This is a genomic window from Kutzneria sp. CA-103260, assembly GCF_018263855.1.
Taxonomy (GTDB): domain Bacteria; phylum Actinomycetota; class Actinomycetes; order Mycobacteriales; family Pseudonocardiaceae; genus Kutzneria.
Genome location: NZ_CP073318.1, coordinates 7498705 through 7525142, shown reverse-complemented (window position 1 = coordinate 7525142; position 26438 = coordinate 7498705). Strand labels below are relative to the sequence as shown.

24 protein-coding genes are annotated in these 26438 nt (G+C 69.2%); 14 read left to right on the top strand and 10 right to left on the bottom strand.

Translation table 11 applies throughout. The annotated features are described in order from the left end of the window. The first annotated feature begins 52 nt into the window (after nt 1-52). From JJ691_RS32950 to serS, 3 genes are all read left to right on the top strand, one after another. The gene (locus JJ691_RS32950; protein WP_211763487.1) at nt 53-871 is read left to right on the top strand and encodes an alpha/beta hydrolase; all 819 of its coding nucleotides are present in this window, start codon (nt 53-55) and stop codon (nt 869-871) included. A 188-nt stretch (nt 872-1059) separates the two neighbouring features. After that, entirely contained in the window at nt 1060-1866 is an 807-nt protein-coding gene (locus JJ691_RS32945) for an alpha/beta fold hydrolase (protein ID WP_211763486.1), read from the top strand. 645 nt (nt 1867-2511) lie between these two features. After that, nucleotides 2512-3792 carry a serine--tRNA ligase gene (gene serS, locus JJ691_RS32940; RefSeq protein ID WP_211763485.1) on the top strand — a complete coding sequence of 427 codons (1281 nt, stop codon included), beginning with the start codon at nt 2512-2514 and terminating at the stop codon, nt 3790-3792. A gap of 118 nt (nt 3793-3910) precedes the next feature. Here serS and JJ691_RS32935 read toward each other — a convergent pair whose 3' ends face one another. Both JJ691_RS32935 and JJ691_RS32930 read right to left on the bottom strand, forming a co-directional pair. Continuing rightward, nucleotides 3911-5614 carry a prenyltransferase/squalene oxidase repeat-containing protein gene (locus JJ691_RS32935; protein ID WP_211763484.1) on the bottom strand — a complete coding sequence of 568 codons (1704 nt, stop codon included), beginning with the start codon at nt 5612-5614 and terminating at the stop codon, nt 3911-3913. Further along, nucleotides 5611-6918, bottom strand: coding sequence for a phenylacetate--CoA ligase family protein (locus JJ691_RS32930; protein WP_211763483.1), 1308 nt, complete (start codon nt 6916-6918; stop codon nt 5611-5613). Before JJ691_RS32930 ends, JJ691_RS32935 begins: the two co-directional genes overlap by 4 nt. A gap of 286 nt (nt 6919-7204) precedes the next feature. Between JJ691_RS32930 and JJ691_RS32925 the strand changes: the two genes are divergently transcribed. Both JJ691_RS32925 and JJ691_RS32920 read left to right on the top strand, forming a co-directional pair. After that, the gene (locus tag JJ691_RS32925; RefSeq protein WP_211763482.1) at nt 7205-7606 is read left to right on the top strand and encodes a hypothetical protein; all 402 of its coding nucleotides are present in this window, start codon (nt 7205-7207) and stop codon (nt 7604-7606) included. A gap of 144 nt (nt 7607-7750) precedes the next feature. Further along, nucleotides 7751-7909 (top strand): hypothetical protein, encoded by a 159-nt coding sequence (locus JJ691_RS32920; RefSeq protein WP_211763481.1) that lies wholly within the window; start codon nt 7751-7753, stop codon nt 7907-7909. 22 nt (nt 7910-7931) lie between these two features. Here JJ691_RS32920 and JJ691_RS32915 read toward each other — a convergent pair whose 3' ends face one another. The 5 genes from JJ691_RS32915 to JJ691_RS32895 all read right to left on the bottom strand — a co-directional run bounded on the left by JJ691_RS32915 (nt 7932) and on the right by JJ691_RS32895 (nt 14520). After that, a complete protein-coding gene (locus tag JJ691_RS32915; protein WP_211763480.1) occupies nt 7932-9329 on the bottom strand; it encodes a helix-turn-helix domain-containing protein in 1398 nt (465 codons plus the stop codon). 114 nt (nt 9330-9443) lie between these two features. Continuing rightward, on the bottom strand, nt 9444-10829 hold the full coding sequence (locus tag JJ691_RS32910; RefSeq protein ID WP_211763479.1) for a class I adenylate-forming enzyme family protein: 1386 nt from the start codon (nt 10827-10829) through the stop codon (nt 9444-9446). Between the two features lie 5 nt (nt 10830-10834). Then, nucleotides 10835-11068 carry an acyl carrier protein gene (locus JJ691_RS32905; RefSeq protein WP_211763478.1) on the bottom strand — a complete coding sequence of 78 codons (234 nt, stop codon included), beginning with the start codon at nt 11066-11068 and terminating at the stop codon, nt 10835-10837. Nucleotides 11069-11077: 9 nt separating this feature from the next. After that, nucleotides 11078-12355, bottom strand: a complete 1278-nt coding sequence (locus tag JJ691_RS32900) for a condensation domain-containing protein (RefSeq protein ID WP_249228301.1) — start codon at nt 12353-12355, stop codon at nt 11078-11080. Continuing rightward, nucleotides 12352-14520: a peptidase domain-containing ABC transporter gene (locus tag JJ691_RS32895; protein WP_211763476.1), complete on the bottom strand. Its 2169-nt coding sequence runs from the start codon at nt 14518-14520 to the stop codon at nt 12352-12354. The genes JJ691_RS32900 and JJ691_RS32895 overlap by 4 nt, the downstream gene beginning before the upstream one ends. 974 nt (nt 14521-15494) lie before the next feature. Here JJ691_RS32895 and JJ691_RS32890 point away from each other — a divergent pair. Continuing rightward, entirely contained in the window at nt 15495-16418 is a 924-nt protein-coding gene (locus JJ691_RS32890) for a JmjC domain-containing protein (protein WP_211763475.1), read from the top strand. A gap of 133 nt (nt 16419-16551) precedes the next feature. After that, a complete protein-coding gene (locus tag JJ691_RS32885) occupies nt 16552-17157 on the top strand; it encodes a LysR family transcriptional regulator (RefSeq protein ID WP_211763474.1) in 606 nt (201 codons plus the stop codon). Between the two features lie 9 nt (nt 17158-17166). Here the strand turns inward: JJ691_RS32885 and JJ691_RS32880 are convergent, their stop codons facing one another. After that, a complete protein-coding gene (locus JJ691_RS32880; protein ID WP_211763473.1) occupies nt 17167-17859 on the bottom strand; it encodes a radical SAM protein in 693 nt (230 codons plus the stop codon). A gap of 92 nt (nt 17860-17951) precedes the next feature. Next, nucleotides 17952-18107 carry a hypothetical protein gene (locus JJ691_RS32875; RefSeq protein WP_211763472.1) on the bottom strand — a complete coding sequence of 52 codons (156 nt, stop codon included), beginning with the start codon at nt 18105-18107 and terminating at the stop codon, nt 17952-17954. Between the two features lie 390 nt (nt 18108-18497). On the opposite strand from JJ691_RS32875, the gene JJ691_RS32870 reads away from it, so the two are divergent. The 6 genes from JJ691_RS32870 to JJ691_RS32845 all read left to right on the top strand — a co-directional run bounded on the left by JJ691_RS32870 (nt 18498) and on the right by JJ691_RS32845 (nt 24349). After that, nucleotides 18498-19457, top strand: a complete 960-nt coding sequence (locus tag JJ691_RS32870; RefSeq protein WP_211763471.1) for a LuxR C-terminal-related transcriptional regulator — start codon at nt 18498-18500, stop codon at nt 19455-19457. Between the two features lie 118 nt (nt 19458-19575). Then, nucleotides 19576-19887 carry an acyl carrier protein gene (locus tag JJ691_RS32865; RefSeq protein WP_211763470.1) on the top strand — a complete coding sequence of 104 codons (312 nt, stop codon included), beginning with the start codon at nt 19576-19578 and terminating at the stop codon, nt 19885-19887. A 448-nt stretch (nt 19888-20335) separates the two neighbouring features. Continuing rightward, on the top strand, nt 20336-20929 hold the full coding sequence (locus JJ691_RS32860) for a hypothetical protein (RefSeq protein ID WP_211763469.1): 594 nt from the start codon (nt 20336-20338) through the stop codon (nt 20927-20929). Further along, a complete protein-coding gene (locus tag JJ691_RS32855; protein ID WP_211763468.1) occupies nt 20926-22131 on the top strand; it encodes a M20 metallopeptidase family protein in 1206 nt (401 codons plus the stop codon). The genes JJ691_RS32860 and JJ691_RS32855 overlap by 4 nt, the downstream gene beginning before the upstream one ends. A 341-nt stretch (nt 22132-22472) precedes the next feature. Continuing rightward, complete coding sequence (locus JJ691_RS32850) at nt 22473-23369, top strand: LysR family transcriptional regulator (protein WP_211763467.1); 897 nt, start codon at nt 22473-22475, stop codon at nt 23367-23369. Next, nucleotides 23366-24349 carry an AMP-binding protein gene (locus JJ691_RS32845; RefSeq protein WP_211763466.1) on the top strand — a complete coding sequence of 328 codons (984 nt, stop codon included), beginning with the start codon at nt 23366-23368 and terminating at the stop codon, nt 24347-24349. The genes JJ691_RS32850 and JJ691_RS32845 overlap by 4 nt, the downstream gene beginning before the upstream one ends. On the opposite strand, the gene JJ691_RS32840 is transcribed toward JJ691_RS32845, so the two are convergent. Next, nucleotides 24346-25143, bottom strand: coding sequence for a helix-turn-helix domain-containing protein (locus JJ691_RS32840; protein ID WP_211763465.1), 798 nt, complete (start codon nt 25141-25143; stop codon nt 24346-24348). The two genes, JJ691_RS32845 and JJ691_RS32840, sit on opposite strands and share 4 nt — an antisense overlap. Nucleotides 25144-26218: 1075 nt before the next feature. Here JJ691_RS32840 and JJ691_RS32835 point away from each other — a divergent pair. Then, complete coding sequence (locus JJ691_RS32835) at nt 26219-26371, top strand: hypothetical protein (RefSeq protein ID WP_211763464.1); 153 nt, start codon at nt 26219-26221, stop codon at nt 26369-26371. Nucleotides 26372-26438: the final 67 nt, after the last annotated feature.

Below are 26438 nucleotides of genomic sequence, written 5' to 3'. Positions count from 1 at the left end.
GACTGCTCACCGGGCATCTAACCGAATTCGCCCTTTCAGATGGAAGGTCCGCATGAATGACTTCTCTGCCGACGAGGTCGACACGATCGTGCTCGTTCACGGCCTTTGGGTGAATCCGCGTAGTTGGGAGGGGTGGAAACACCATTACGAGGCTCGGGGGTACCGGGTTCTCACTCCCGCCTGGCCGGGGCTCGACCGTGAGGTGGAGGAGCTTCGGCGTGACCCCGCGGGTATCGCGGGCGTCGGCCTTCGCGAGGTGGTCGACCGCTACCAGGGCATCATCGCCGCGCTGAATCGACCGCCGATCATCATGGGCCATTCGTTCGGCGGCGCCGTCGTGCAGATCCTGCTCGACCGCGGCCTGGGCAGCGTCGGCGTTGCCATCGACTCGGCCGCCGTCAAGGGCGTGCTCCCGCTGCCGCTGTCGACGCTCAAGTCGACTTGGCCGGTCCTGGGAAACCCGGCCAACAAGAACAAGGCGGTCTCGCTGACGCCGGAGCAGTTCCACTACGCCGTCACCAACACTCTCACCGAGAGCGAGTCCGCCGCCCGCTACGAGCGGTACGCCGTGCCCGGTTCGGCCCGCGTCCTCTTCCAGGGCGCGTTCGCCAACTTCACCCCGCGCGCCGCGACCCGGGTCGATTTCCGCAACCGCCGGGCCCCGCTGCTGTTCATCGCGGGGCAGGTCGACCACATCGTTCCGCCCAAGGTCAACAAGGCCAACTGGCGTCTCTGCCGCAAGTCCGCCGCCGTCACCGACTACAAGGAGTTCCCCGGGCGCTCGCACTTCATCATCGGCCAGGACGGCTGGCAGGAAGTCGCCGACTACGCGCTGAACTGGGCCGAGGAGCACGTCCCCGCGCGCGCGTGACCGCCGGCGGTCCGCCTCGCCCGTCCTGGCACAACGCCGACTCGGGCGGCCGCCGCCACGAACCCCCGCAGGAACACCTGTCTGCGGTCTGCAGTGAATACCCCATCTGACAAGGAGAAACCGTGCGTAGCCGCCGTGTTTTCCGCTTCGCAGTCCTCGGCCTGACCGGGGTCGCCCTCGCCGCCAGCGTGACCACGCTGGCGGCGGCCGCGCCGGCCCCGACCGGGCCGGTCGCACTCTCGTACCAGCCGAAACCGACGATCGTCCTCGTCAACGGAGCCTGGTCGAACCAGGCCAGCTGGGACGGCGTGGTGAAGCCGCTTCAGGCCGCTGGCTACCCGGTCGTCGCCCCGCCGACGTCCCTGCGCAGCCTCTCGGGCGATTCCGCCGACCTGGCTTCCTACCTCAAGACCGTCCAGGGTCCGATCGTCCTGGTCGGACAATCCTATGGCGGATCCGTCATCACCAGTGCCGCCACGGACAACTCCAACGTCAAGGCCCTGGTCTACATTTCGGCCTTCGCGCCGGACGACGGCGAAAGCGTCTCGACCCTCACCGCGCGATTCCCGGGCAGCCACATCAGCAACGATCCCACGGCGCCCTATCCCACCGCCCTCAGCCCAGTCCCCGTCTCGTTCCTCACGCCCGACGGCCATCCCGAGGTCGATTTCTACGCCAAGGCGGCCCAGTACCGGGACCTGTTCTTCAGTGACCGCGTCTCCGTGTCCACCGCAGCGGAATTCGCCGCCACGCAGAGCCCCGTCGCCTCGACTGCACTGGGCGAGACCACCTCCGGCGTGCCAGCCTGGGAGAAGATCCCTTCCTGGTATCTCGTCTCCGACGATGACCACCTGATCCCTCCGGCGGCCGAGCGCTTCATGGCCACTCGCGCCCACTCGCACGTCGTTGAGGCCGACACTCCCCACGCGGCACAGGTGACCAACCCGGGCATCGTCGTCAACCTCATCGAGCGGGCCGCAACAGCCACCCGTTGACGTCAGCCGAACGGCACCGCCGGGCAACCCAGCGGTGCCGTTCGGCACAGGCCGAACTCCTGGGTCGCCGTGACCGGCGCCACGAGGGACTGGGGCGGTCAATCCTACGGCGTAGGACCTCGACCTCGTGGCGGAGCACCAGGATTTCGACATCCTTGGCCGCAGTGGATCGAGCAAGCAGGCCCAGCAGCCGAACAACCTGACCGTGATCAAGTAGGTCAGTCGAAACAGCACGATCGGAGATCATCGCAGTACCCTGGCCCGGACAAAACGGCAGTTCAGCGGACCTGGCTCGAGTTGTGGCACGGTACAGGCTGTGCGTATTTGTCATCGTCGATAAGAAAGAGTATTGCGGTCTTGTTGTTTGTTGGTAATTTATCTGACGGGCGGGAAAGGTGTTGTTCACCCGGTTTGGTGACATTGTCGGGGTGTGGGACTTTTCTCGCGGTCGGCCGCCGTGGCGGCCCGGCGCAGGACCGGTGCGAACCCGCGGCGCGACGCGTCCGCTGCGGTGCCGCGCCGTCAGTCCGTCCGACCGGGCGGTGTAAATTGCCTCACGTGTTTCCCGGCCGGTACGGGTCGTTCGGTCGCGGGTCGCTGTCAGGGGACGCACGCCGCGAGCGGGCCGACGAGATGGGATGAGATGTGCTAGATCTGAGTGTTCTGCTCAATGAGACCGACGACGTCGCCGCGCGGCTGGGCTCCAAGGGCCTGGACCAGGAGACAGTCTACGCCGCCCGCGACGCCGCGGTGCGTCGGCGCGAGCTGCGCAAGCGCCTCGACGACCTGCGTGCGGACATGAACCGCGGGTCCAAGGAACTCGGTCGCATCATCTCGTCCCAGCCGGAGAACGCCGAGCAGGCGCGAGCCCAGTTGTCCGCGCTCAAGCAGGAGATCACCACGCTCGAGGAGGACCACCGCGTCGCGGAGACCGAGGAGCGCGACCTGCTGCTGGTGCTGCCCAATCTCCCCGACCCGAAGGCGCCCATCGGCGCGGACGAGTCAGCCAACGTCGTGTTGCGCTACGGCGGGCCGACGGCGACGCCGGTGCCCGGCGCCCGCCCGCACTGGGACGTGGCGGCCGACCTCGGCATCTTCGACGTGGAGCGGGCCGCGAAGCTGAGCGGCTCCGGCTTCTCACTGCTGCGTGGCGACGGCGCCCGCCTGCTGCGCGCTCTGGTGCAGTTCGGCCTTGACCTGCACCAGGACAAGTACGAGGAGATGACGGTCCCGCACTTCGTCCGCAGCGAGACCCTGGTTGGCACGGGTCACCTGCCGAAGTTCAAGGACGACGCGTACGAGATGCGGCTGGACGACCTGTGGGCGGTGCCCACCGGCGAGGTGCCGCTGACCGGCATGCACCGCGGCGAGATGCTCGACCTGGACACGCTGCCGAAGAAGTACATGACCTACACCGTCTGCTTCCGGCGGGAGGCGGGTAGCGCGGGCAAGGACACCCGGGGCATGCAGCGGCTGCACGAGTTCCACAAGGTGGAGCTGGTGCGCATCTGCGAGTTGGAGAACGTGGAGGCCGAGTTCGAGGAGCTGCTCGCCGACGCGGAGCTGAGCCTGCAGAAGCTGGGCCTGCCCTACCGGGTCGTCGACCTGTGCACCGGCGACCTCACGTTCTCGTCGGCCCGGATCTTCGACCTCGAGGTGTACGCGCCGGGCGTGGACAAGTGGCTCGAGGTGTCGTCGGTCGGCAGCTTCACCGACTTCCAGGCCCGCCGCAGCAACATCCGCTACAAGACGCCGGACGGGCAGACCAGGATCCCGGCCTACCTGAACGCGTCCGCGATGGCGACGCCGCGGGTGTGGGCCTCGATCATCGAGCACGGCCAGCAGGCCGACGGCACCGTGCGGGTGCCCGAGGTCCTGCAGCCCTACCTGGGCAAGGACGTCATCGGGCCGCACGTCGCCCGCTGAACGAGGCGAAGGGGACCGGCCGGTGAACGACCGGCCGGTCCGCCTCTCACTGCCAGCCGTTGATGGCCGGTGCCGTGGCGCGCATAGCCGATCCCCTTTCGTGCTGGTGTGGTGGTTCTCAAGACAGGACGAGCGGTGGCAGGCCGGCCGCTTCCGCGGCGAACCGCCGGTTCAGCAGCACGCTGAGGCAGTGCGCGAGCGGCCCGCCGTCGCCGGGCGCGAGCGGACTCCACGCGGCGGTTCCCGGTGTGCTCACGCGGCCGAGGAACCGCCGGATGTGCGACTCGTCCACGGGCAGGCCATGCCGGTCGGCCGCCAGCACCGCCTCGTAGGTGGACAGCAGATCCGGGACGCGGTTGCCGGTGCTCGCGAAGCCGCCACCGGAAACCCGGTGCGCGGCAAGGAGATCGGCGACCGCCGTGGGGTCGGGGCGGCCGAGCGCCGCCAGCGCGCGCAGGCCCTGCAGCCCGGAGCGAAGCGTCGGCTCGGCGGCCGGCACCGGGCGGAACCCGTTGCCGTGACGGCAACTGTCCAGGAACGCTGCGAGCCGCCCGGTGTCGATCGTCGAGGACAGCGGCAGCCCGAGCAGCCCCACGGTGTCCACCGCGGCGATCGTGGACACCATCTCCGAGCCGCGGCCCTCCCACAGGCCGAACCCGCCGTCCGGGTTCTGCAGCCGGCGCAGCCAGCGGGCGACCGTGGCGCGCCCGTCCGGGTTGTCGGCCAGCGCCCCCGCCGCGAGGCCCCACAGCGTGCAGCGGACCTCGGCGCCGCGGGCCGGCATGTACATCAGCCCGCCCTCGTTGGGCAGTTGGCACGACGACAGCCACGCGACGCCGGCATCGTCCGGCGAGCGCAGGACGGCGGCTGCCGTGCTGAGCACATCGGCGGCCCGGTCCGGCTCACGGTAGGTATAGCCTCCGTCGGGGCAGGCGAGCGCGGCGATCCGGGCCGCGACGGCCGGGGCGAATTCGTCGACGGGCGCGCCGATGCTGCGCAGTGAACCGATCGCGCAGAAGGCGGCCCACACGTCCTCGACGGTGTGGTCGGCCCATCGCACGAACGATCCGTGTGGACCCCTCATGTTCGCGATCCAGTCCGCCGTGGCCCGCTCCGCTCGCCAGCCGAGCAGTTCCAACGCCGAGCAAGCGCGATAGGTGGCCCAGAGGCAGGGCGTCTGGGCGTCCGGAGAGAAACGGAATCCGCCGTCCTCGCCGCACTGGCCGCGCAGCCAGTCGACCAGCGCGTCGGTGCGCCACGGCTGGGGCGTCGGCCGGAGGGCGTTCAACCGCGACCACACCGTCACGCCGTAGTGGCAGGCGCGAACGTCGGCGATGCCGTGCTCGGGCGACCAGGACAGGCCGCCGCCGTCGGTCTGCAGCCCGGCGAGCCAGTCCAGCAGCCGGGCCGGATCCGCGGGCTCGATCCCGCACACGTCGATCGCCGTCCTGGTGCTGAAGTGCGTGGCCCAGACATCCGGCCGCTGGCCGGGCTGCATCGCGTAGGCCTCGCCGGACCACGTGCCGCGCAGCCATTCCGCGGTCCGGTCGAGCGCCGCGGGGTGCTCGCCCAGATCGGTGAGGGCCTGCGTGCAGTAGAAGGTGGCCCACGCGTCGGACGGCATGCCGCGCGTCCACGCGTAGCCGCCGTCGGCGTTGCGCCTACCGGCTAGATAGCGCGCCGTGCCATCACGGTCGGCGACGACGTCCAGCCGGTCCAGCCACCGCAGCGTGCGCACGGCCGCATACGTGCACCACAGGTCAGCCTCGCCCGATCCGACGCCGCCGGGCGCGGATTCGCGGAGGGGCGCCGCCGCGGTCATGACACGCGCTCCACGATCCGGATGTTCGAGCGCTTCCAGCTCTTCTGCGAGCCGCCGGCCTTGGTGGTGCGGGGCAGCAGGTTCACGAACGACACCGAGTCCCACCGAATGCCGAGGCCGGCGTCGAAGGCGTCCTGGACCGCGGCGATCTCTGCGCCTTCCCGTCCACGGTCGCCGTCCACGTCGCGTTCCAGCAGCAGCCGCGCATGGTCGCCGGTCGTGTCGGCCTCCAGCAGGTAGCCGGTCGACGCCGTCACGCCGTAGACGATCTCCTCGACGGCCCGCACGGTCAGCGGCACGCCCCGCACCCGCAGCACGTCCGAACTGCGCCCGCCCACCTCGATGACCGGGGCGGCGTTGCCGCATACGCAGCGCTCGGTCACCACGACCTCGTCGCCGGTGTCCAGCCGCAGCAGCGGCCGCGCGTACAGGTTCAGCGGCGTGACGACCAAGCGGCCCCTCGCGCCCTCGCTCAGCGGGGTGACCGTGCCGTCGGGCGCCGCGAGCTCGAAGTAGTTGGCGGTGGTGAGCAGGTGCATGCGGTCCTGCGGGCACGTGGCCGCGAGCGTGCCGGTCTCGGTGCTGCCGTAGCTCGCGTCGTACACGTCGGCGCCCCACCAGTCGCCGAGTCGGGAACGCAGCGCGGGTGTGCTCACCTCGCCCAGCAGCAGGATGCGGCGCACCGACTCCCGCATGCCGTCCAGTTGCCCGCGCTGCTTGAGAAAGCGGGTCAGCTGCCCGGCGACACCCGGCGCGAGGAACAGCACGGTCGGCCGCAGGTTGGGCCACAGGCCGATCACCCGGTCGAGGTCGGAGATGCCGGTGGTGAAGGGATACATGCGCACGTGCGGCAGCCCGAGGTACTCGCTCGTGGACACCACGAGGTCGGCGACCGGCACGATGTCCGACGGCAGCAGGATCGCCACGCGGTCGTCCTCGTGCAGGACCGACCGCCACGCCTCCGCGACGGACACGGCGTTCCACACGATGTCCTCGAACGTCCTCGGCGTCGGCGTCACCTGGCCGGTGGTGCCCGTCGTCTCGTAGTACTTGGCCGTCCCGGACCAGTCCGTGGCCACGAAGGCCCACGGATCGGCCTTCAGGCGGGCCCGCGGGGTCGGGGCCAGCGCCTGGAAGGCATGCGGGTCGAAGGGACCGATGCCGGCGTACGCCCGGGTCCGGGCGGCCCGCGCCCAGACGCGGGAGATCTTGGCGGCGTAGAAGTCCGCGTCCGACCGCGCGGCGCGGATCTCCGCCTGGGCACCGCGGATGAGGTCGAGTTGCCCGCCGTTCGTGACAAGCATGCGCTCTCATTCCTTTCCGAGTGGCCGAAGCGGCCTGCGATGCGTCTATGCTAACGACGGCGGCGCGCAATCCGGTAATAACGATCGCCCATCAGCTCACAAGCGTCATTTATCTGCCTGGGGAAGCTCGGGTATCGATAAACGGGCGTTTTCACCTCAGAGCGAGTTGTCATGACCGGGTGGCCCGCGCGCCGTATACAGTTTGTTCGGGGCGGGTACTCGAGCGTTTCTCCGCCCCATCCTGCCGAACGAGCGCGGGCTCGTCGGCGTCGTGGAGGTGTTCACCGTGCCCACTGTCGAGATCGTCACCGCCGCCCTGCCGGCCAACCGGAAGCGGGCCATTGCCGTTCGCCTCACCCGCTGGCTGGTCAACCGGGGCGTGACCGCCTCCCACGTCGTGGTGAGCTTCACCGACGAGTCGCGCAACTCGCTGTTCAGCGGCGGTATGCCGATCGACGCGATCACCCCGCGGCCGCCGGCGCCCGCGCACGCGCGGGTCGTCTGCTGCATCGGGGCGAACCGGGACGACCGGTTCCGCGACGAGTTGGCCGACGAACTGGTGGCCGCGCTCGCGACCGCCGACCGTGACGGGTTCGTCTACGTCGAATTCCGTCCCATCGAGTCCCCGCTGGTGTACCTGGCGCACGGGGGCAGGCTCAGCCGGGCCGACCAGGTGGTCAGCACCTGATCACCCATTCGGCCGCCATCGCGGAAAGGACCGGCGGATGACCACCGCACTCTCGCCCCCATGATATTGGATGATCTTTGGTGGTTTCCCTGCTTTACACCCCTGCGTGAGTTCGGATCCATTCACACGTCATCGAGGTGTTCAATGCTCGTCCAACAAGTCCGCGAGTCCGCCACGCTGGGCCTGGTGCTGCTGTTCGCATGTCTGCTGTTGATCGCGACCGGTGTCGAGCGCGCGGCGGGCGCGCAGTGGCCCGCCGCACCGATCTCGCACTCCACCGGCGGTGTCCCGCTCTGCTGCTAGTGCCGTGCGACGCGACAGCGGCTCAGCTCCGGACGCCCTGTCCGGGCAGGCCGCTGTCGCTGTGCGACCGCACCGCGCCGCCGAGCAGCCCGCTGCGGTGGCCGAGGCAGCGCATGCTCTGCCGGTACGCCCAGATCGCCCGCTCGTTCTCGCCGGACTCCTCCAGGATCTCGGCCAACTCCGACCACGCGAACGCGGCTTGCCGGCCGGCCTCGGACGCCTCGAGCATGAGCGCGCCGCGCTCGTAGGCGGTCTTGGCGGCGTCCCGGTCACTCTGCCGCAGCCGGGCGGCGGCCAGCAGCAGCCACGCCCGCGCGCTCTCCAGTCGGTGCTCCGGGCCAAGCAGCTCCAGTGCCCTCCCGATGTGCTCCACGGTGGCCTCGCTGTTGCCCAGCATCAGTTCGGCCCGGGCCAGGGAGGTCTCGTTGTAGGCCACGTCCACGCTGCTGCCGACCCGGGCCAGCACCTCCGAGTTCTGGCACAGCAGGTCGCGGGCCTCCTCCGGGCGCGGCGCCTCGGACTGCAGCAGCACGGCGGCGTAGGCGTTGCGCACGCGGGCCAGGGCTCGCTCGTCGTCGCCCTCGGCGTAGATCGCCACCGCCCTGCCGATCAGCCGCAGGGCCTCCATGGACCGGCCCTGGCTGTGCAGCACGACGCTGGCGTTCCAGTAGGCCGCGCCGAGCGCCTTCCGGTCGGTGATGATCGCCGCCTGGTCGATGGCCTTGGTGGCCAGGTACTCGGCCCGGTTGAGGTCGCCACGCTCGCAGTAGACGCCGACCAGTGTCGACATCAGCTCCAGGAACGCGACCGTGGGCGGCAGCTGCTCCGACTCGACCCGGGCCAGCGTCGCCTCGGCGATCTCTATCGCCGTCGACAAGTCGCCGAGCTCTCGGTAGCAGCGGGACAGCGCGGTCACGACGGTCAGCCACTCGACGGCGTCCCACGCCCCCCCGTCCGCCGCGCTGCGCAACGATTCCAGGCGCGCGACGGCGTCCTCCAGCCTGCCGCCGAGTTCGAGGCACTGCGCCGCGCCGAGCTCTGCCGCATACCAGATCGTCCGGTGTTCCCCGATCGACGTCTTGCCCTGCAACTCCTCGTAGGCCGTCAGGGCCGCGTCCCAGTCGCCGTTGCGCAGCGCCATCTCGGCGTACCGGAGCTCGAGCTCCAGCCGGATCGTGTCGCTCGACGCCGGCACGCCGAGCAGGTGCTCGGGTGTGCAGTCGAGCTTGCGGCTCAGCTGGCGGATCACGTCATCGGAGGGCACCCGCTTGCCTGCCTCGAGCAGGGAGACGTAGCTGGCGGACAGGTCCGGCGCGGCGAGCGCCTCCTGGGATAGGCCGGCGGCGAGGCGCAGTCGACGGATCCGTGCACCGACCGGTTCGTCCTCCACCGCCGCCTCCTTGAGTCGCTCGTCTGTCATGACAACTAGTCATGGCTACTTAACCATATACTGTCATGGATGTGCTGGACAGTGGGCCGTGGCGTCGGCGCAGGGGAGCCAGTATTACGACAGCGGCCTTGACAATCTGTAAAGTTACGCCCTGACCGGACGTTCGACCTCCTCGGCGGCGAGCTGTGCCCGCGCGAGCTTGCCGCTGCGGGTGCGCGGCAGCGAGCCCCGGGGCGCGACCCGCACCCGGTGCACTGGCACGCGCAGCCGTTCGGCGGCGGCCAGGACGTCCGCGGTCGGGTCGGCGCGTCCGTCCCGGTCGACCTCCACGAAGCACACGCCCTTGTCGGCGAGCGCGGCCACGTCGCTCACGCCGGCGAGCAGGCGGACCTCGTGCTCGAGCAGCGCCTGGTTCCAGCGGCCCTCCGCGTCGGCCCGGCCGATGACCGACAGGTAGCCGTCCGCGTCCAGGAAACCGATGTCCCCGGTGTCGACGTGGCTGCTTTCGCCGTCGGCATGGTCGGCTTCGCGCAGCCGCACCTGGATCTCGCCGACCTCGCCGGCCGGCAGCACTTCGCCGTCCCGCATGATGTCGATGCGGATGCCGGGCAGCGGCCGGCCGACGGAACCGGGGTGGCGCAGCCATTCCGGCGAGGTGATCTCGGTGATCGTGCTGCGTGACGTGCCGTAGAACTCGTGCAACACGGGACCGAGCAGCGCGATGCCGGCCCGCTTGACGTCGGGTGGGCACGCCGACCCGCTGTGGAACACGACCGTGAGTGAACGCAGTGGCGCCGCACCGGACTCGACGACGTCGAGCAGGCCGTCCGGGCTGAGCAGCGCACTGTCCGCGCGGTGCCGGTCGACCAGTTCGACGAAGCCCTCGGCCGACCACGTCCGCTGCACGACGACGGCGGAGCCGGCCTGCAACGCGTACAGGGCGGGGCCGAGCGTGCCCAGGTGGTAGGCGGGATTGGTCATCAGGCACGGGCCCTTGTCCACGCCGGCGGCGTAGCGCTCGGCCACGGCGACGCCGCGGTACGGCCGCCACGGGCGTGGGCGCGGCACCGCCTGCGGCTGCCCGGTTGTGCCCGAGCTGACGAACATAAGCCAGCCGGCCGGGCGGTCCGGCGTTTCGCGAGCGCCTCGGCCGGCGGCGGCCAGGTCGTCGTCCAGCACCTGGCGCGCCGACAGCCCGGCCAGCGGGCGGTCGGTGACGTGGATCGCCGCCGCGGTGTCCGTCAGGATCGCGGCGCCGGCCGGCCCGTCGAACAACTCGCGATCCACCGGCAGCAGGCCGTGACCGTGGCGCAGTGCCGCCAGCGCCAGCGCGAAGAACCGTGGCCCCGAAGGGATGTCGGTGGACACCACCGCGCCGTCCGCCACGCCCCGCGCGGCTAGTCCGGCCGCCAGCGCGTCGGCCCGGGCGGTGATCTCGCCGAAGGTGCACGACTCGTCGCCGGCGATCACGGCGAGCCGGTCGGGGTGGCGGTCGGCGGTCCGCCAGGGATCCCACACGTAGGGACGCATCGCGGTCACCTGCTCGCGACCCGGGTCGTGAGCGCGGCGGCGAGCGCGCCGAAGCTCGCGCTGTCCACGACCAGCTCGCCATCGATGTCGCCCCCCAGCCTCTGCTCCAGTTCGACCGCGAGTTCGACGGCGGTCACGGAGTCGCCGCCGACGCCGAAGAACGAGTCCTCCGCAGCGACCGGTCGGCCGAACACGGCGGCCGCGGCCGCGAGCACGTGGTGCAGTGAGTTTTCGGACATCTTTCCTCCTCAGGAGATCCGTGTGAGTTGCCGGTCGGGCATGTCCGCCGCGACGGCGTCCAAAATGGACTGAGCTAGCGGCCGGCCGACGACGTCACCCCGGTAGCGCAGCCGCAGCCGGAGGTGGTCGGGGTAGTCGTAGCAGTCGAGGTGCAGCGCCGAAGTCTGCCCGATCACGATGCGCCGCAACGGATACGCGGCAGCGGTGATCCGCAGCGGACCCGAGTCGCCGGTGTCCCGGTGATCCCCGCTGAAGCTGCGCAGGTGGACGTGGATCTCCTCGCCCGCCCCGGCCGCGGGGACGTCCGGTGCGACGGAGGCGATGTCCGCCGCCGTCATGCCCTGGTGGCGCAGCGCTGTGAGCAGCTGCCCGCGCACCCGCGTCACGACGTGGGGCAGGTCGTGGTGCAGGTCGTCGAGCGCCAGTGGCGAGGAGCCGGCGAACATGCCAACCATATCCCGGTCGCGGGACGGCCGAGTGTCCATCGTGGTCCACAGGGTCAGCCGCCGCCGTCCCGCGGCCGCGGCAGTCGCGCGGGCGAACGCCCCGATGACCCACTGCTGCAGGGAACAGCGCCGCTCCGCGCACTGGGCGCGCAGGGCCGCGACCGCCTCGGCGGGGAATTCGACGGTCAGCACGCCGTTGTCCGTGGGCGTCGTACCCGCGGGCGGCCGCCATCGGTTCGCCGCGGCGAACTCCAGCCTGTCCCTCCAGTCCGCCAAAGTACGCGCCGAAGCCACGGTCGCCCGCTGCTGGCGGGCCGCCGCGAGGAAGGACGAAGCCGTCGTGGGCGGCGAATCGCCGCGCAGGATCGCCGCGTAGTCCCGCCACAACTCTCGGGCGAACACCTCGTGGGCCCTGCCGTCGAACACCACCTGCTGGAACGTCGCGAGCAGGGCGTGGTGCCGGTCGTCATAGCGCAGCAGACGGAACCGGAACGGGCGCTGCCCGCCGGACCAGGGCTCGAGGCAGTCACGGGACAGCACAACGGAGGCGTAGCGGGAGAACTGCTCGGTGGAAGCGGCGGTGACGTGCTGGCAGCCGGCCACCTGCTCGTCGTCCGCCACTGGCACGTCCCGCTGCTCGACTGGCGCGTCGAGATCCGGTAGCAGCTCCACCCGCATGGCATCGTGCCGGCGCACGAACGCGTCCAGCCCGGCCAGCAGTGCCTCCCGGTCCAGATCCCCGAGGATCTCGAACGAATGCCAGACGTTCTTGTGCACCCAGCCGCCGCCGTGGATCTTCGCGACGTACCGGTCCTGTTCGAAGGTCAGCGGCGCGGTCATGTCAGGCACAGGAACTCCTCGTTGCCCTCGCGCAGCGCGGCCGGCGACCCGGACGCCACGATCCGGCCGTCCCGCATGACGATCACCTGGTCGGCCCGGTCCAGCACGGTCAGCCGGTGCGCGATGGCCACCACCGTTATGCCGGACTCCAACAGGTCATGCAGGATCCGTTGCTCCAGCGCGGGATCCAGGGCGCTGGTCGCCTCGTCGAGGATCAGCAGCTTGGGCTTCTTGGCCAGCGCCCGCGCCAGGACGATGCGCTGCCGCTGGCCGCCAGACAGACCGTGCCCGCTCGGGCCGACCAGCGTGTTGTAGCCCATGGGCATGGCCTGGATCTCGTCGTGCACGTTGGCGCCGTGGATCGCGTCGATCAGCTCCCGCCGGTCGAGGTCCTCGGCCCCGAACAGGATGTTCTCCCGGATCGAGCCGCCGAACAGGTGGGCGTTCTGGTTGATGTAGCCGATCTGCCGGCGGAACGTCGGCCGGTCCAGCTCGGTCAGGTCGATGCCGTCGACGGTGATGGTTCCCGCGGTGGACACGTACAACCCGGCCAGCAGCATGCCCAGCGTGGACTTGCCCGAACCCGAACGGCCGATCACGGCGACGAACTGCCCGGGTTCGACGGTCAGGTTCACGTCGTGCAGCGCGGGCTTCGGCGCACCGGAGTAGCGGAACGCCACGCCGGTCGCGGTGATCCGACCCGGCTGGTCAACGCCGACGCCGGCCATCGTCCCTCGCGGTTCCGGTTCGGCGTTCAGCACGTCGTCGAGGCGGGCCAACGTCGGCCGGACGGTCGCCAGTTGGGACGCCGCGTCGAACACTCCCTCTAGCGGCACGAACAGCGCGATCGTCAGCGTCATGAAAGCCAGTGCCGTGCCGAGGGATCCGTCGCCGGACAGCACCCGCAAGACGCCGACGAGCACTACCAGCAGCGGTGCGCCGAACTGCACCGCCCGGCTCACGCCGGTCGCGACGGCGAGGCTGCGCCGGGTGCCCAGGCGCTTGTTGACCTCAGCGACCAGCGTGTGCGACCACCGCTGCGCGGAGTACGCCTCCATGCCGCTCGACTTCAGGCTGGTGATGCTCTCCAGCATCTCCACCAGTTCTTCCTGGGTCTTGGCCTGGCGCTCGAGCACCTCCTGGTTCAGCGTCGCCTGGCGCCGCCAGGTCAGCACGAGAACGCCCAGCTGGATGCCGATGAGCAGCACGACGAGGCCGGCGAGCAGCGGATTCGTCAGCACGATGACCACCAGGTAGACCACGATCAGCACGCTGTCGCAGGCGGCGGACACCGCGGTGAGGCTGAGCACCTGGGTCAGGCTGCTGCTGGTCCGGGCCCGCATGGCCAGATCGCCGGAGTTGCGGACGGTGAAGTAGTCGTAGGGTAGGGATGTCAGGTGGTCGACCACGCCCTGCGTCAGCCGTTTCTCGATCAGCGCCTGGCGTTTGGTGACGAGGAACGACCGGGTCACCTGCAGGACGAGGAACAGCACGCACAGGCCGGCCAGCACGCTCGCGAGCAGCCCCAGCTTGCCCATGGCCCGCTCCGGCGCCACCTGCTCGACCAGGAAGCTGGTGGTCAGCGGCAGCGCGAGTTCGAAGGCCATCAGCGCGGCCGACGCGCCGGCGAGTCCGGCCAGTTCCCTGCGCCCGGGCAGGAACTGGGCGAGGCGCCGCCACGGCCCGGCCTTGCCGGCGCGTCGGCTCCTGGCGCGGGGTCGGTCGATCGGCGGGTCGAACTCCAGCGCGACGCCGGTGAACGCCTCGGCGACGGCGGCCCGGGACAGCCGGCGGCGCCCGAAGGCCGGGTCGACGATGTCCACATGGTCCCGGGTCGCGGCCTCCAGGACCACGAAGTGGTTGAAGTTCCAGAAAAGGATCGCGCCGGGGCTGAGCTTGGGCAGCGCGTCGAGCTCGGCGCGCACGCCCCGGCCGCGCAGGCCGTGCTCCCGGGCGATCTCGAGCAGGCTGCGCGCCGACGACCCGTTGCGGCCGGAGTCCGCCCTGGCGCGCACGGTCGCGAGGTCGACGTCGATACCGTGCAGTCCCAGGGTCATGACCAGACACGCCGGGCCGCAGTCGCTGACCTGGGTCTGGAAACACACGGACACCCGGTGCCGACGGCGCTCGCGGAAGGATGTGACCTGCTCCCACAGGCTTGTCATTGGCCTACGCTCCACGCTGTGGCCCAGTATCGGACCCAATCCGTCCGACCTCTGGTGTTGCTCCAACGCCTCTGCTCGAAAACGTGAGTCGACGCTCATTTCGCACACCTCTTTCGGGAACGCCTCGGCCGCCGCGGGGTCGGGAGCCCGCGGCGGCCGAGGCGTTGTGTGACGGCTGACGCGGCCGTCAGCGGTTTGGCGGCTTGGTCAGATGACGCAGGCCGGGTCGACCGAGAAGGCGCCGCCCAGCAGGTCGTCGAGCTGCTCGTCGGACAGGTTCATGATGTCGACGTTCTCCATGACGTATCTCCCTTGCGCTGTATCGGATGTGTGATCGGGTGCCCCGCGGCGGCGGGGCGTTGTGTGACGGCTGACGCGATCGTCAGCGGTTTGGCGGCTTGGTCAGATGACGCAGGCCGGGTCGACCGAGAAGGCGCCGCCCAGCAGGTCGTCGAGCTGCTCGTCGGACAGGTTCATGATGTCGACGTTCTCCATGACGTATCTCCCTTGCGCTGTATCGGATGTGTGATCGGGTGCCCCGCGGCGGCGGGGCGTTGTGTGACGGCTGACGCGATCGTCAGCGGTTTGGCGGCTTGGTCAGATGACGCAGGCCGGGTCGACCGAGAAGGCGCCGCCCAGCAGGTCGTCGAGCTGCTCGTCGGACAGGTTCATGATGTCGACGTTCTCCATGACGTATCTCCCTCGTTCTGTGTCGAATCTCGACCGGATGCCCCGTTGGCGAGCCATAACGGTCGGTTCTGACAAAAGTTGACCTGCTTATCTCCGTCGTCTCCGGGAAGTGGTTCCCGTTCCGACACGGCAAACGCTACACACGACTCCGTGACTCGCGCAAGCCCCAATTTTGACAAGTCGTCATTAGACTTGACTCGATGTCATGACGGGAGTTAGCGTTGCCTTCATCGGTACTGGCCGCGGTGTCTGTCCGGCACCCGCCCGAGAGGAGGCAGACGCACATGCGTGCTCCGACACTGGCCCGGTGGGTCGGCGACCCCGACGAGTTCATGGCGACGTGCTGGCGCGCGAAGCCGGCGGTGTTCCGGCCCGGTGGCGGCGCGTACAGCCCGTTCACGCTCGCGGACCTGGACGAGGCTCTGGCCACCGGCCTGCTGCGCTCGCCCTACGTCGAGCTGACCCGCGCGGACGCCGTGATCGAAGAGTCGGACTACCTGTCCGCGCGGTCGGTCTACCACCAGAGCTACCCCGGCTTCGCCGACGAGCGGAAGATCCGCGCGCTGCTTGACAAGGGCGCGACGCTGCTGCTGCGCCGGCTCGACCAGTGGCACACGCCCACCCGTGAGCTGCTGGCCACCTTGTCCACCGAGCTGGGCCGTCCGGTCGAGGCGTTCTACTTCGTGACGCCGGCCGGGCAGCAGGGTGTGCCGCTGCACCGGGACGACGCCGACGTGCTGGTCATCCAGGTCAACGGCAGCAAGCACTGGCACGTGCACGCCGGTCCCGCCGACGGGAACTGGCTGCAGGGCCGCGTCACCGGCGAGCCGCCGGAGCAGGTCATGGAGACCACCCTGCGGGCCGGCGAGGTCATGTACATCCCTCGCGGCTACGCGCACCGCGCCACGGGCGAGAGCGGGCTGTCCGCGCACCTGTCGCTGACCCTCCGCGAGGTGCACCTCGGCGACCTGTTCCGCGCGCTGCAGAAGGTCACCGCGACCGGGCTGGACCTGGCGCCGCGGCCGGTGACCGACGACGACGTGCTGGCCACCGCAAAGGCGCTGCTCGAGCACGCGCGGCTACAGGTGCACGCGCTGTCGCCGGAGGACCTGGTGCAGGCGGCCCGCAAGGCGCGGCTGGCCGAGCTGCCGCCCGTCCGGACGCCGCTGTCCGTGGTGGACCTGGCGGCCGCGGACAGGGCGTCATAACTGTTCCTTATCACCCTCATTAGAAAGTGGTTCTGTACACGGCACCCGGAGGCGCGGTCCAATGTATGGACAAACAAATCGCGAACACAGTGACGACTATTGTGGTAATTCGGAGATCCCGGAGTGCGGTGACATGGAATTGTGGCAGCTGAGGCACTTCGTCACCGTCGCGCGGGCACAAAGCTTCGGCAAGGCTGCCGTCGCGATGGACATTTCCCGGTTCGAGCTCGCACGCGCGATCAACGAGCTCGAGGAGCAGATCGGGTTTCAACTGCTGTACACCGCGAACAACGTGGCGCGGCTGACGGAACGCGGGTCCGCGTTCCTCGACGCCGCCGAGAACCTGATCGCGCACGCGGACGCCGTCGAGTCGCTCGCCGCGGACCTGCCGCAGGCCCGGGGCTCGACCGTGTTCACCGTCGCCCGCGCCACTGAGGCCGGCGTCGACGTCGCGCGCCGGCTGTTGTTGCGGTTCCGCGCCGCGCACTCCGACGTCCTGCTGCTGGAGCGCCCGATGTCCACGGTGGACTGCGTGCAGGCGCTGCGCGAGGGCAGCAGCGACATGGCCGTGGTCGGGCTGCCCGCCGATCTCGACGGCATGATCTCGGTGCGGCGCATCGGCGCCGCCGAGTTCGGGCTCGCCTGGCGGGCCGACCGGTTCACCCCCGCGGTCGCCCTGCTGCTGTCCTGGATCGACGACTTCGTGGCCGGACAGATGCAGGACGGTCACCTCACCTGAGCGGCGCGCTCAGGCCAGGCACAGAAAGCAGACCTCGAGCAGCTCCGGGTCGAGCAGGTCGACCAGCCGGCGCGCATCGTCGTCGGTGTCGTTGACGCCGTGCACCAACACGTAGTCGATGACGGCGCGACGGCCCTGGCGGTGGGCGAAGAAGCGGGCCGCCTCCAGCACGTCGGCGATGTTCCACTCGCGGCCGACCCGGATCAGCTTGCGCCGCGCGTCGTCCTCGGTGGCGTGCAGCAGGATGCGCAGCTGGATGTCCGTCGGCTCCTCGGCGAGCCGGTAGATGCCCGGCACGATGCCGGATGTGGTCACCGAGACGGTGCCGTTGCTGGTCCAGCGGCGCAGCCAGCGCGCCGCCTCCAGCACGTTGTCGTAGTTCAGCAGCGCCTCGCCCATGCCGGACAGGTGGACCTGCTGCCACGGCTTCGCGATGCCGCGGGAGCGCAGGTCCTCGTCCACCGACCGCGCCTGCGCGATGATCTCGGCGGCCGTCAGGTCGCGCACGGAGTAGCGCAGCGCGGCGGCGCAGAACCCGCATCCGGGCGAGCAGCCGGTCTGCGTGGACAGGCGCAGGCCCGGCGTCGGGTCGTCGAAGCACGCGCTCTGGATTGTGCGGTTGTCGCCGAGTTCCCACAGGTATTCGACCGTACCGTCGCCGTTGTCGTGACGTTGCCTCGGATTCAGCGCGACATGCTCCACGGTCGTCCCTTTCCTCGGCGCAGGGCGAATGACACGACAGAAGCGGGGTGGTGGCCCGGCGACATCGGCGAGCCACCACCCCGTTCAGGGAACTACTTGCTGGCGCGCGGGTCGGCGCAGCAGGTCCGGAAGCGAATCAGGTCGGCCTCCCGCTTCGCCTTGATCTCGGCCAGCGTGTCGGCCAGGCTCGTCGGCCGCACGATGACCGTCTGGTGGGTGGTCTGGATGGACTCGACAAGGGTAGACATGATCAACTCCTTATCACTGATTTTGATGACGGCCGGTTGAATGGTGTGGTTCGCCGTCATCGCTCACACTCTGCCAATGAACTGCGTGCGGCTCACGAATGCCGCTTCGGTGGGCGCCGTCAAACGTGGCAACCCAAGGAAACCATGGCAGGACAGCGGCGAGGAACACCATCACTCGGTCGGAGTCAATGTTCACGACCTTGCAAGCAATCTCGGTAAATGATCACCGGCTCTGTGCACGACAGCGTGCGTCGACCGCGTCCAACTAATGTTTGGTAATACATGTGATGTGCATCACATAACAAAGAGTTTTCTGCTACCTTGTCTCCTGTGGAGCCGTTGAGTGAATCCGATGGGGACCTGTCAAGTCTGGGACTCACCCCGGAGGCGATGACCGTCTACCGATTTCTGCTCGGCCGGCAGGGCGCGTATCCCGAGTCCGTCGTCGCGGCGCTGCGCGTCGAGCGCGAGGCGCTGGACCACGCGCTGACCACACTGCACGGCCTTCGGCTCGTGCACACCGCCGACGACCAGCGGATCCACCCCACGGATCCGGCGGTCGGCATCGAGCGGCTGATCGAACGGCGGCTCGCGGAGCTCAGCGACGCCTCCTACCGTGTCGCCGCGGCCCGGCTGGCGATCCCGGTGCTGCAGAACGCGCGCCGGGAAGCCGCGGTGGCCGATCCGCCGCAGGAGAACGAGACCATCGTCGACCTGGCCGCGATCCGGGAACGCATCGACGACCTGGCGTTCTTCGCCCGCCATGAGATCTGCTCGCTGCAGCTCGACGGGCCGCTGACCGCGTCGATGCTGGAGTCCGCCCGGCCGCTGGACATGCGCTGCCTGCGCCGTGGGGTGGCGATGCGGACCGTCGTGGTCAGCTCGGCCGTCGAGGACGGCCTGACCGCGGCCTATCTGACGGAGATCAGCCGGCTCGGGGCCCGCGTTCGGCTCATCGACGGGCCGCTCGACCACCGCATGCTGGTCTACGACCGCCAGGTCGCGATCATTCCGGCGGACCCGGACCCGGAGACGAACACGCGAGGGGCCGTCGTGATCCGGCAGCCACCGCTGGTCGCGAACATCGTCGTGCTGTTCGACCAGCTCTGGTCGGCGGCGCGGGACTTCGTGCCGACGGAGGGGCGCGAGTCGGCGGCCACCCCGATCAGCGCCGTCGAGAAGCAGGTGCTGACGCTGCTGGCCACCGCGGACAAGGACGAGGTGGGGGCGCGCGAGCTGGGCATCTCGCTGCGCACCTACCGACGGCACGTCGCCGACCTGATGACGCGGCTCGGGGCGGGCAGCAGATTCCAGGCGGGGATGCTCGCCAAGGAAATGGGGTGGCTGTGAGCGGGCGAATCGATAATCGGCGGTTCTCACTCTCAGTCGTAGCTGTCATGACGCTTGTGGCATCCCGCTGGTTACAGTTGAGGCAGCCTTCAGGAACGTCGACAGAAAGGAAGAGCAGATGTCCGCCCCCGTTGCCTCCGCTGCCGCCGTCACCGTCGCCGACCGCGTCCGTGTGGCGCTGCGCCTGCAGTTCGGCGCATTGGTCGACCCCGTCGGCGCCGACGACCTCCTGTCCGACGCGCTCGGCGACCGTTACGACAGTCTCGCCGCCCTCGAATGCGTGTGCCGTATCGAAAGCACATTTGGCATCGAGGTCGATTTTGTCGAACACGACATCCGCCATCACTTCTCGACGCTGCGCCTGATTGCCGAGTTCGTCGCCGAGCGGCTCGAGGACCTCGCCGTTCTGGGCGGCGCGACGGATTCATGATAGTGGCAAAATGCAGGCGGAGGGTTGCGCGGCTGTGACCCGTCAGGTAGACGGCGCCGCGCACCCAAGGTGATAAGCACGAGCGATCACCCGGTTGGGCCCGTTGCGCCGACGCGCGGGCGTCCGGCGGCCCGTCTCGACCCTCCGGGTCGTCGCAATGCGCAGGTGTGAAGAGTTGTTGAAAACGTTATTGGTCGACGAGTATCCGTGTGTTCGCGCAGGTGGAAAAGGTGGACCTGTCCGGCATTTACGGTGCAACCACCGTGATCTCTATCACAGCTGATTGGGGGGCTTGGATCCGTCGTCCCGCTGCACCAGTCTGGTGATCGGCCCGGCCCTTCGATGGTCGGGCGACACCCGATTTCGTGCCGGGAGCCGCCATGGTCAGCGTTGTTTCGCGAGTTCGGTGCGCGGCGCCGCCGCGCGCCACGGATCCGGGCGCGGCTCGATGACCGGCACCGTCACCGACTGGACGGACGCGGTCCGCCTGCTCGACGACGCCGAGGCCGGCGCGGTCTCCGAGTCGATGCGCCGGCACACACCCGTTGACGGCGACGTCGACATCCACCGGCGGCCGGACGGCCAGGCGGCAGCGCGACAGGCCGTCGTCGAGAGATGGCCGGGCTTTGCCGCCTTCGTCGACGAGATCAGGGCGATCCTGGCGCGACCGCCGCACTTCGCGTGGATCAGGAACATCCCGCTGGTCCAGCCCACCGTCTTTTTCGTCACGCTCGCCGACGCCCTCGGCTCCTTCGTCGAGCCGTACCGGGCCGCCTGGGCCCGGACCATGCGGGAGTTGCGGCCGGCCACCGACGCGGCGCGCGAGGGATACGGCGTGCTCAACGAGAACCTGCACACCGACGGCACGGATTGGCTGCGCCCCAACGACCTCACGTGCTTGTTCAGCGTCAGCCCCGACCAGAACGGCGACGGGCGGTCCCTGCTGCTGTTGGACAACACGAGGAGCCTGCACGCCCGCACGCCGATCGTCGACGCGTCTAACTCCGAGCGGTCGTTGCTGCGGGTCAAGGTGATGCTGTGACTCCGCCCGCCCGGCCGTCGGAGCCGCTCCACACCCTGCCGGGCAGCGGCCTCGGCGACCTGGACTTCGCGAGGCGGTTGCGCAGGGCGATCCACCGCTGGCCCGAGCTCGCCCACCACGAACGCCGCACCGCCGCCCTGATCGAGCGAGTCCTGGCGTTGCTGGGGCTGAAGCCGTTCCGGCCGGCCCCGACCAGCGTCGCCGTGGTCGTCGGACCGGCGGGCGTCAAGCCGGCCATCGGCTTCCGCGCCGACATCGACGCCGTGCCGGTCGAGGAGGCGGGCGAGAAGCCATACCGGTCGCGCACGGCGGGTGTCGCGCACGCGTGCGGCCACGACGGACACGTCGCGTTGCTGCTCACGCTGGCCCGACGACTGAGTGCCCGACCGCCCCGCCGGCCGGTGCTGCTGGTGTTCCAGCAAGCCGAGGAGTCCTACCCGTCCGGGGCGCCGCTGGTGCTCGGCGGTCTTCCCGCCGAGTTGCGGCCGCCGGAGTTCGTGGCGTTCCACATATGGCCGGAGCTGCCCGCCGGAACGGTGGGGGTGCGGGAAGGGCCGTTGCTGCCCGCGGTCGCCGGGATCACGGTCGAGATCACCGGCCGGCCCGGCCGGGCGCACGGCACCCAGTCGGAGGCAGCGGCCGTCGACGCGTTGGCCGCTGCCGTCCGGCTGTACGGCGCGCTGCCGTTCCGCACCGGCCGCCACCCTGAACCGGCCGATCCCGTGGCGCTCAACGTCGGCGTGCTCGCCGGCGGCCGCGCGCCGAACAGCGTGCCGGCCGAATGCACGCTGCGGGCCACGCTGCGATCGCTGACCTGGCGCGACCAGGACGCGGCGGTGGCCGAAATCCGCAGGCTTGCCAACGAGATCGCGACCGCGACGGGAACGTCCGTCGAGACCGAGGTGATCTCGGGGGTTCGGCCGCCGGTCTGGAACACCAGGGACTCCGTCGACCGGGTGCGCGCCGCGGCGGCGAGCCTGGGCATCGACTGCGTCGACTACCCGGCGAAACCGGTCGGCGTCAGCGACGACTTCGGGTGGTACCTGGTGGACGGTTCCGGAGTGCTGTGTCTGCTCGGCTGCGCCCGCGGACCCGACCACCCGGATCTGCACACCGCGGACTTCGACTTCGACGAGTCGGCGTTGTTGCCGGCAGTGGAACTCGGGACCGTGCTCTCGCGGGGAGGGGAATCGGCGGCGTGATAGCTGAGTATCATCAGGAACGGACTGTTCGGCCGTCGAGGAAGCCTCATGGACTAGGTAGTCTGGGGGTACCGGCATGAGGTGACTGAGCCAGTATCACATGGCAGGCGGTCCGATACGCCGGCGCAGACCAGCGCGGAGGAATCGGTCACCATGGTGATACACGACATGCAGGATGCTCAGGCCCGTAAGGGAATCACTTGTCAGCCAGCATGGAATCGTCGCCCGCATAGTGTGCGAGCGTGGGGAGGTCTGATTCGACCCGCCTGGACGGTCCGTTCGCCGCTGAGCGAAGTCGGCTTCTCTGCGGTGGGACAATTGGGTCAGGAAGGGGCTGGCTGATGGAACTGCGTGGCCTTCGATATTTTGTGACCCTGGCGCGCGAGCTGAACTTCGGCAAGGCCGCGAAGCTGATGCACATCACCCAGCCCGGCTTGTCGCAGGGCATCAAGACCTTCGAACGCCAACTCGGGTTCCCCGTGTTCGAGCGCAATCGCCAGCACGTCACACTCACCGCCGCGGGCAAGGCGCTGCTGCCGGCCGCCCAGCGGCTGCTCGAGCACGCCAACGAGGTCAGCCAGCTGGCCAACGACCTGGCCCAGAAGGAACAGGGCGCGCTGGTGATCAGCCACACGCAGTCGGCCGGCGTCGGCCTGCCGTACACGATAATGTCGTCGTTCCGCGCCGCGCACCCGAAACTGGAGGTGCGGGTGCTCAACGGCTTCTCCAGCATCAACATCGACCGCGTCGCGTCGCGCCAGATCGACCTCGGATTTGTCCGGCCGCCGCTGGAGATCACCGACGATCTCACGAGCGTGGTGATCGGCCACGATTCCGTGGTGCTCGCGGTGCCGACCGGCCACCGACTGGCCGACGCGCCGTCGGTGATCACGGCCGACTTCATCGACGAGCCGCTCGTGTACTTCGCGCCGGAGGCGGGCGGGCTGTGGCATTCCATCATGAATGCGGTGTACGGCCCCGGCCATCGGCCCGAGATCGTGCGGATCGAACCCGACGAGGCGCACATGCTCGCCGCCGTCGCCGAGGGGGCTGGCCTGACCCTGATCACGGAGTCGGCTGCGGACATGTTGAACGTGTTCGGCGTCGTGTTGAAGCGATTCCATGATCCCACCAAGGTGCCGATCGGAATCGTGTGGCGGCGGGACAACCTCAATCCGGCGCTCGGCAAGTTCCTGAAGTTCGCCCAGTTCTTCCTGAGTAAGGAGAACACGGCATGACCGCGGACGCACCGGTGGTGTTCCACACGTCCGGCCACACCGGCGAGCCCGTCCGCTGGCTGCGCACGCGTGCGCAGATCCTCGCCGAGGTCCGCGTGGTGGCCGACGCCGTGCTCGTCCCCGTCGACCAGGTGGTGTGCTTCGCACCGCCGCAGCACATCTTCGGGGGCCTGTTCGGGCGGGAACTTCCTGCACTGCAAGGCATTCCGGTGGTGGACGCGTGGCGCGAACCGACGTCGCCGCCGTCGATACCCGCCGGCCTTCGAACGCTGTTTGTGTGCGTGCCCTCCAGTTGGCCGCTGCTGCGTGCGGTGGCGGGCGACATCGCACGGCTGCCCGCGTCGGTGGCGCTGCACGGCTCCGGCCCCAGCACGCCGACGGCCCGCCAGGTGTGCCGATCCCTTGCGGGCAAAGGCTTTCGCGCCGCCGAGATCTTCGGCAGCACCGAGACCGGCGGCATCGCCACCCGCGACCTCGTGGCGGACGACGTGCCGCCGTGGACGCTGCTGCCGGACGTGACGTTCGCGCGCGACGGCGCCGACACGGAGCAGTTGTTGGCGGTGCGCAGTCCGCGGCTGGCCAGGCGCGAGGACATGGTGGCGACGCCGGACCAGTGGCGGACGCAGGACGTCGTCCGCCTGGTCGACGACCGGCATTTCGACTTCATCGGGCGGACCTCGCGGCTGGTGAAGATCAACGGCGTCCGCGTCGACATCGGCGTCGTGGAACGGCTGGTGGCCGCGACGTTTCCCGACGTCGACGTGGCGTGCGTGCCGGTGGTCGACGAGACCCGTGGTGAGCACTATGAGCTCTGCTACGCCGGCCGGGACGACGAGCCGGGCATGATCGCCAGGCTGATGGAGGTCATCGCGTCCGACGGCGGCACGCCCGTGCCGCGCACCGTGCGTCGCGTGCCGGCGATCGCCCGCAGCGCGACCGGCAAGGTGCTGCTCGAACAGCTCCGCACGGCCGCCGACTAGCGGCCCCAGAAGTCCACGACCTCCGAGTTGTCGTCCCTGCGTCGCAGGATGAAGGCGCCGAGGCGGCCGTAGGTGGCGTCGATGAACTTGCGCGCGGTCTCGAGGTCGCAGCCGGAGTGGGCGCGCAGCACCACATAGGTCGGCGTCGGGCCGTCGTGGATCAGGCGCGCGCCGAAGTCGATCATCGAACCGGTGTCCGGCCGCGTCGGCGACACCAGGAACCTGGCCGTGCCGCGGCCGTCGACCGCGCTGATCAGGTGGTCGTTGCCGTGCCAGTCGGACCGTATGTTGCTGCCCAGTCGGGTGGTGCCGACGAATAGCAGCTTGGCCCCCACCTGGCTGGCGCGGGGGCGGATGGTCGTGTCGAGGTGCTCGGTGAGAAAGCCGCTGTCACCGAGGTGCGGGGAGCGCTTGGAGACGCGCAGCTCCAGTCGGTCGAGGATCTTGGCGACGGTCGGCTGCGACAGCTGCACGCCGAATTCCCGCTTCACCAGCAGGCCGACGATGGACCTGGTCCACAGCGCGGCGCCGAACCCGAACTCGCGTGGTTCGTGATCTCTGATGAGCGTGTAGAGCTGCCTGGTCTGCTGCTCGGTGACCGCCGCGGGCCGGCCGAGCGTGGTCTGGGCGTGGAGCGCGTCCGTTCCACCTTCGCGATATTTGCGCAGCCATTCGTACACCGACGACCGGCTGACCCCGAACACGTCCGCCACGAGCTGCGGGTCGCGCCGGTCCTCCTCGATGAGCCGAACGATGCGCAGCCGGTCCTCCGGCATCACCCTGCGGCGCTCCATGCCCATACCTTGTCGCTCTCCGATTCGCGGTTGAGTGCGTTCGGCTCTGCTCACAGGGCTGATGGATTCGCTGGAGTCTCCACTCCTCGGTCCCTCCCTTCGACGAGAACCGTTGCTTGGAAAACGCTTTCCCGTCGGGTTCGGTCAGTGGGCCGGTGACGCGTCACCGGCCCCTCGTGGCCGCGACGGTGCGAAGCCGTTCGTTCGACGGGACCACCCACCAGAGGGCATGCGGCGGCAAGGTATGCCGGGCAGTAATGGGGCGGGCCGCTCGGGCGTCCGTGAGGAGCCGACGGTCGAGGGTCCGGGGTGCCTGGGTTCGCGCAACGACCTGCTCTTTCCTTCGATTGTCGTGCCGACACGGTCAGATGTGCAACAAAAGGCTGGCCGTGGCTGCAATTGCTTATCCCGCAACTCGTCACCAGTTAACACATTTCGTTCTGCGACCGTCGGGTTCGTCCGTATGTGCTACCAAGTTGACGGTCCGAGCCGTCCGTGACGGGTATGGCATCCGCGAGCACCATACTAGAACGTCAACCTTGGGCTCTGTCAACGTGGGATGACTTTTTGTGTAGACTATGCCGGCCGACCGGCCGACCGGTCGGTATTCAGTCTGTGGCGCGTGGCCGTCAATTTTCTGTCGGGATTGTTGGTATCGCGCTGGCTGTCCCGTCGAGCCGAGCGTCGGCCGTCGGGCCGGGATCGCCTCTCGTCGAAAGTTTCGATCATCCGAGTGGCGCCCGGGTTGGCTGGACGATTAAAAACAATTGATTATGTGATGTGGATCACACATGTTGCCATGAATTGACTGGACTCGTGTGGCGTCCGTGTGCTGGGCGGATGTCGTCGGTCGTGTCGTGTGTTCCTTGTTGCTTGTCGAATATTGACTCCGGTTGAGTGACGATGCTGCCTATCTCAGGTGGGTCATGGTTTGCTTGGTATGCGTGATTGATGAGAGCCGCTGATCAATGTTTGCCTATCACGCGTGGTGGATCGACGGAACTGTTGGCGCTGACGGTGAATGCGGCGAGGCGCGTCGTGGAGATCGCCGTCGAAACATTCCAAGGAGTTGATCATGTCTTCAGTAGTCGAGACGACTGAGACCACCCAGACCGTCGTCGCCAAACCGGCCGGACTGGCGGACGTTCTTTCCGAGATCGAGGCGAAGCGCGAGGCCGACCTGATCCGTTTCCGCACGTGTTGCGCTGACCCGCGCGCCAGCAAGTAGAGCGTGGGGTCCGGTGGTGGCCCACCGTCCTCGTCGGGCCACCACCGGACCCGCCTGTCGATCCGAA

What these genes read in the sequence shown, in the direction of transcription:
- JJ691_RS32875 (WP_211763472.1), bottom strand. Translation starts at nt 18,107, where the DNA reads ATGTCTACCCTTGTCGAGTCCATCCAGACCACCCACCAGACGGTCATC.
- JJ691_RS32890 (WP_211763475.1), top strand. Translation starts at nt 15,495, where the DNA reads ATGCGTGCTCCGACACTGGCCCGGTGGGTCGGCGACCCCGACGAGTTC.
- JJ691_RS32910 (WP_211763479.1), bottom strand. Translation starts at nt 10,829, where the DNA reads ATGCGTCCCTACGTGTGGGATCCCTGGCGGACCGCCGACCGCCACCCC.
- JJ691_RS32865 (WP_211763470.1), top strand. Translation starts at nt 19,576, where the DNA reads ATGTCCGCCCCCGTTGCCTCCGCTGCCGCCGTCACCGTCGCCGACCGC.
- JJ691_RS32935 (WP_211763484.1), bottom strand. Translation starts at nt 5,614, where the DNA reads ATGACCGCGGCGGCGCCCCTCCGCGAATCCGCGCCCGGCGGCGTCGGA.
- JJ691_RS32930 (WP_211763483.1), bottom strand. Translation starts at nt 6,918, where the DNA reads ATGCTTGTCACGAACGGCGGGCAACTCGACCTCATCCGCGGTGCCCAG.
- JJ691_RS32905 (WP_211763478.1), bottom strand. Translation starts at nt 11,068, where the DNA reads ATGTCCGAAAACTCACTGCACCACGTGCTCGCGGCCGCGGCCGCCGTG.
- JJ691_RS32845 (WP_211763466.1), top strand. Translation starts at nt 23,366, where the DNA reads ATGACCGCGGACGCACCGGTGGTGTTCCACACGTCCGGCCACACCGGC.
- JJ691_RS32900 (WP_249228301.1), bottom strand. Translation starts at nt 12,355, where the DNA reads ATGACCGCGCCGCTGACCTTCGAACAGGACCGGTACGTCGCGAAGATC.
- JJ691_RS32885 (WP_211763474.1), top strand. Translation starts at nt 16,552, where the DNA reads ATGGAATTGTGGCAGCTGAGGCACTTCGTCACCGTCGCGCGGGCACAA.
- JJ691_RS32920 (WP_211763481.1), top strand. Translation starts at nt 7,751, where the DNA reads ATGCTCGTCCAACAAGTCCGCGAGTCCGCCACGCTGGGCCTGGTGCTG.
- JJ691_RS32895 (WP_211763476.1), bottom strand. Translation starts at nt 14,520, where the DNA reads ATGACAAGCCTGTGGGAGCAGGTCACATCCTTCCGCGAGCGCCGTCGG.
- JJ691_RS32840 (WP_211763465.1), bottom strand. Translation starts at nt 25,143, where the DNA reads ATGGAGCGCCGCAGGGTGATGCCGGAGGACCGGCTGCGCATCGTTCGG.
- JJ691_RS32835 (WP_211763464.1), top strand. Translation starts at nt 26,219, where the DNA reads ATGTCTTCAGTAGTCGAGACGACTGAGACCACCCAGACCGTCGTCGCC.
- JJ691_RS32870 (WP_211763471.1), top strand. Translation starts at nt 18,498, where the DNA reads ATGACCGTCTACCGATTTCTGCTCGGCCGGCAGGGCGCGTATCCCGAG.
- JJ691_RS32950 (WP_211763487.1), top strand. Translation starts at nt 53, where the DNA reads ATGAATGACTTCTCTGCCGACGAGGTCGACACGATCGTGCTCGTTCAC.
- JJ691_RS32860 (WP_211763469.1), top strand. Translation starts at nt 20,336, where the DNA reads ATGACCGGCACCGTCACCGACTGGACGGACGCGGTCCGCCTGCTCGAC.
- JJ691_RS32915 (WP_211763480.1), bottom strand. Translation starts at nt 9,329, where the DNA reads ATGACAGACGAGCGACTCAAGGAGGCGGCGGTGGAGGACGAACCGGTC.
- JJ691_RS32850 (WP_211763467.1), top strand. Translation starts at nt 22,473, where the DNA reads ATGGAACTGCGTGGCCTTCGATATTTTGTGACCCTGGCGCGCGAGCTG.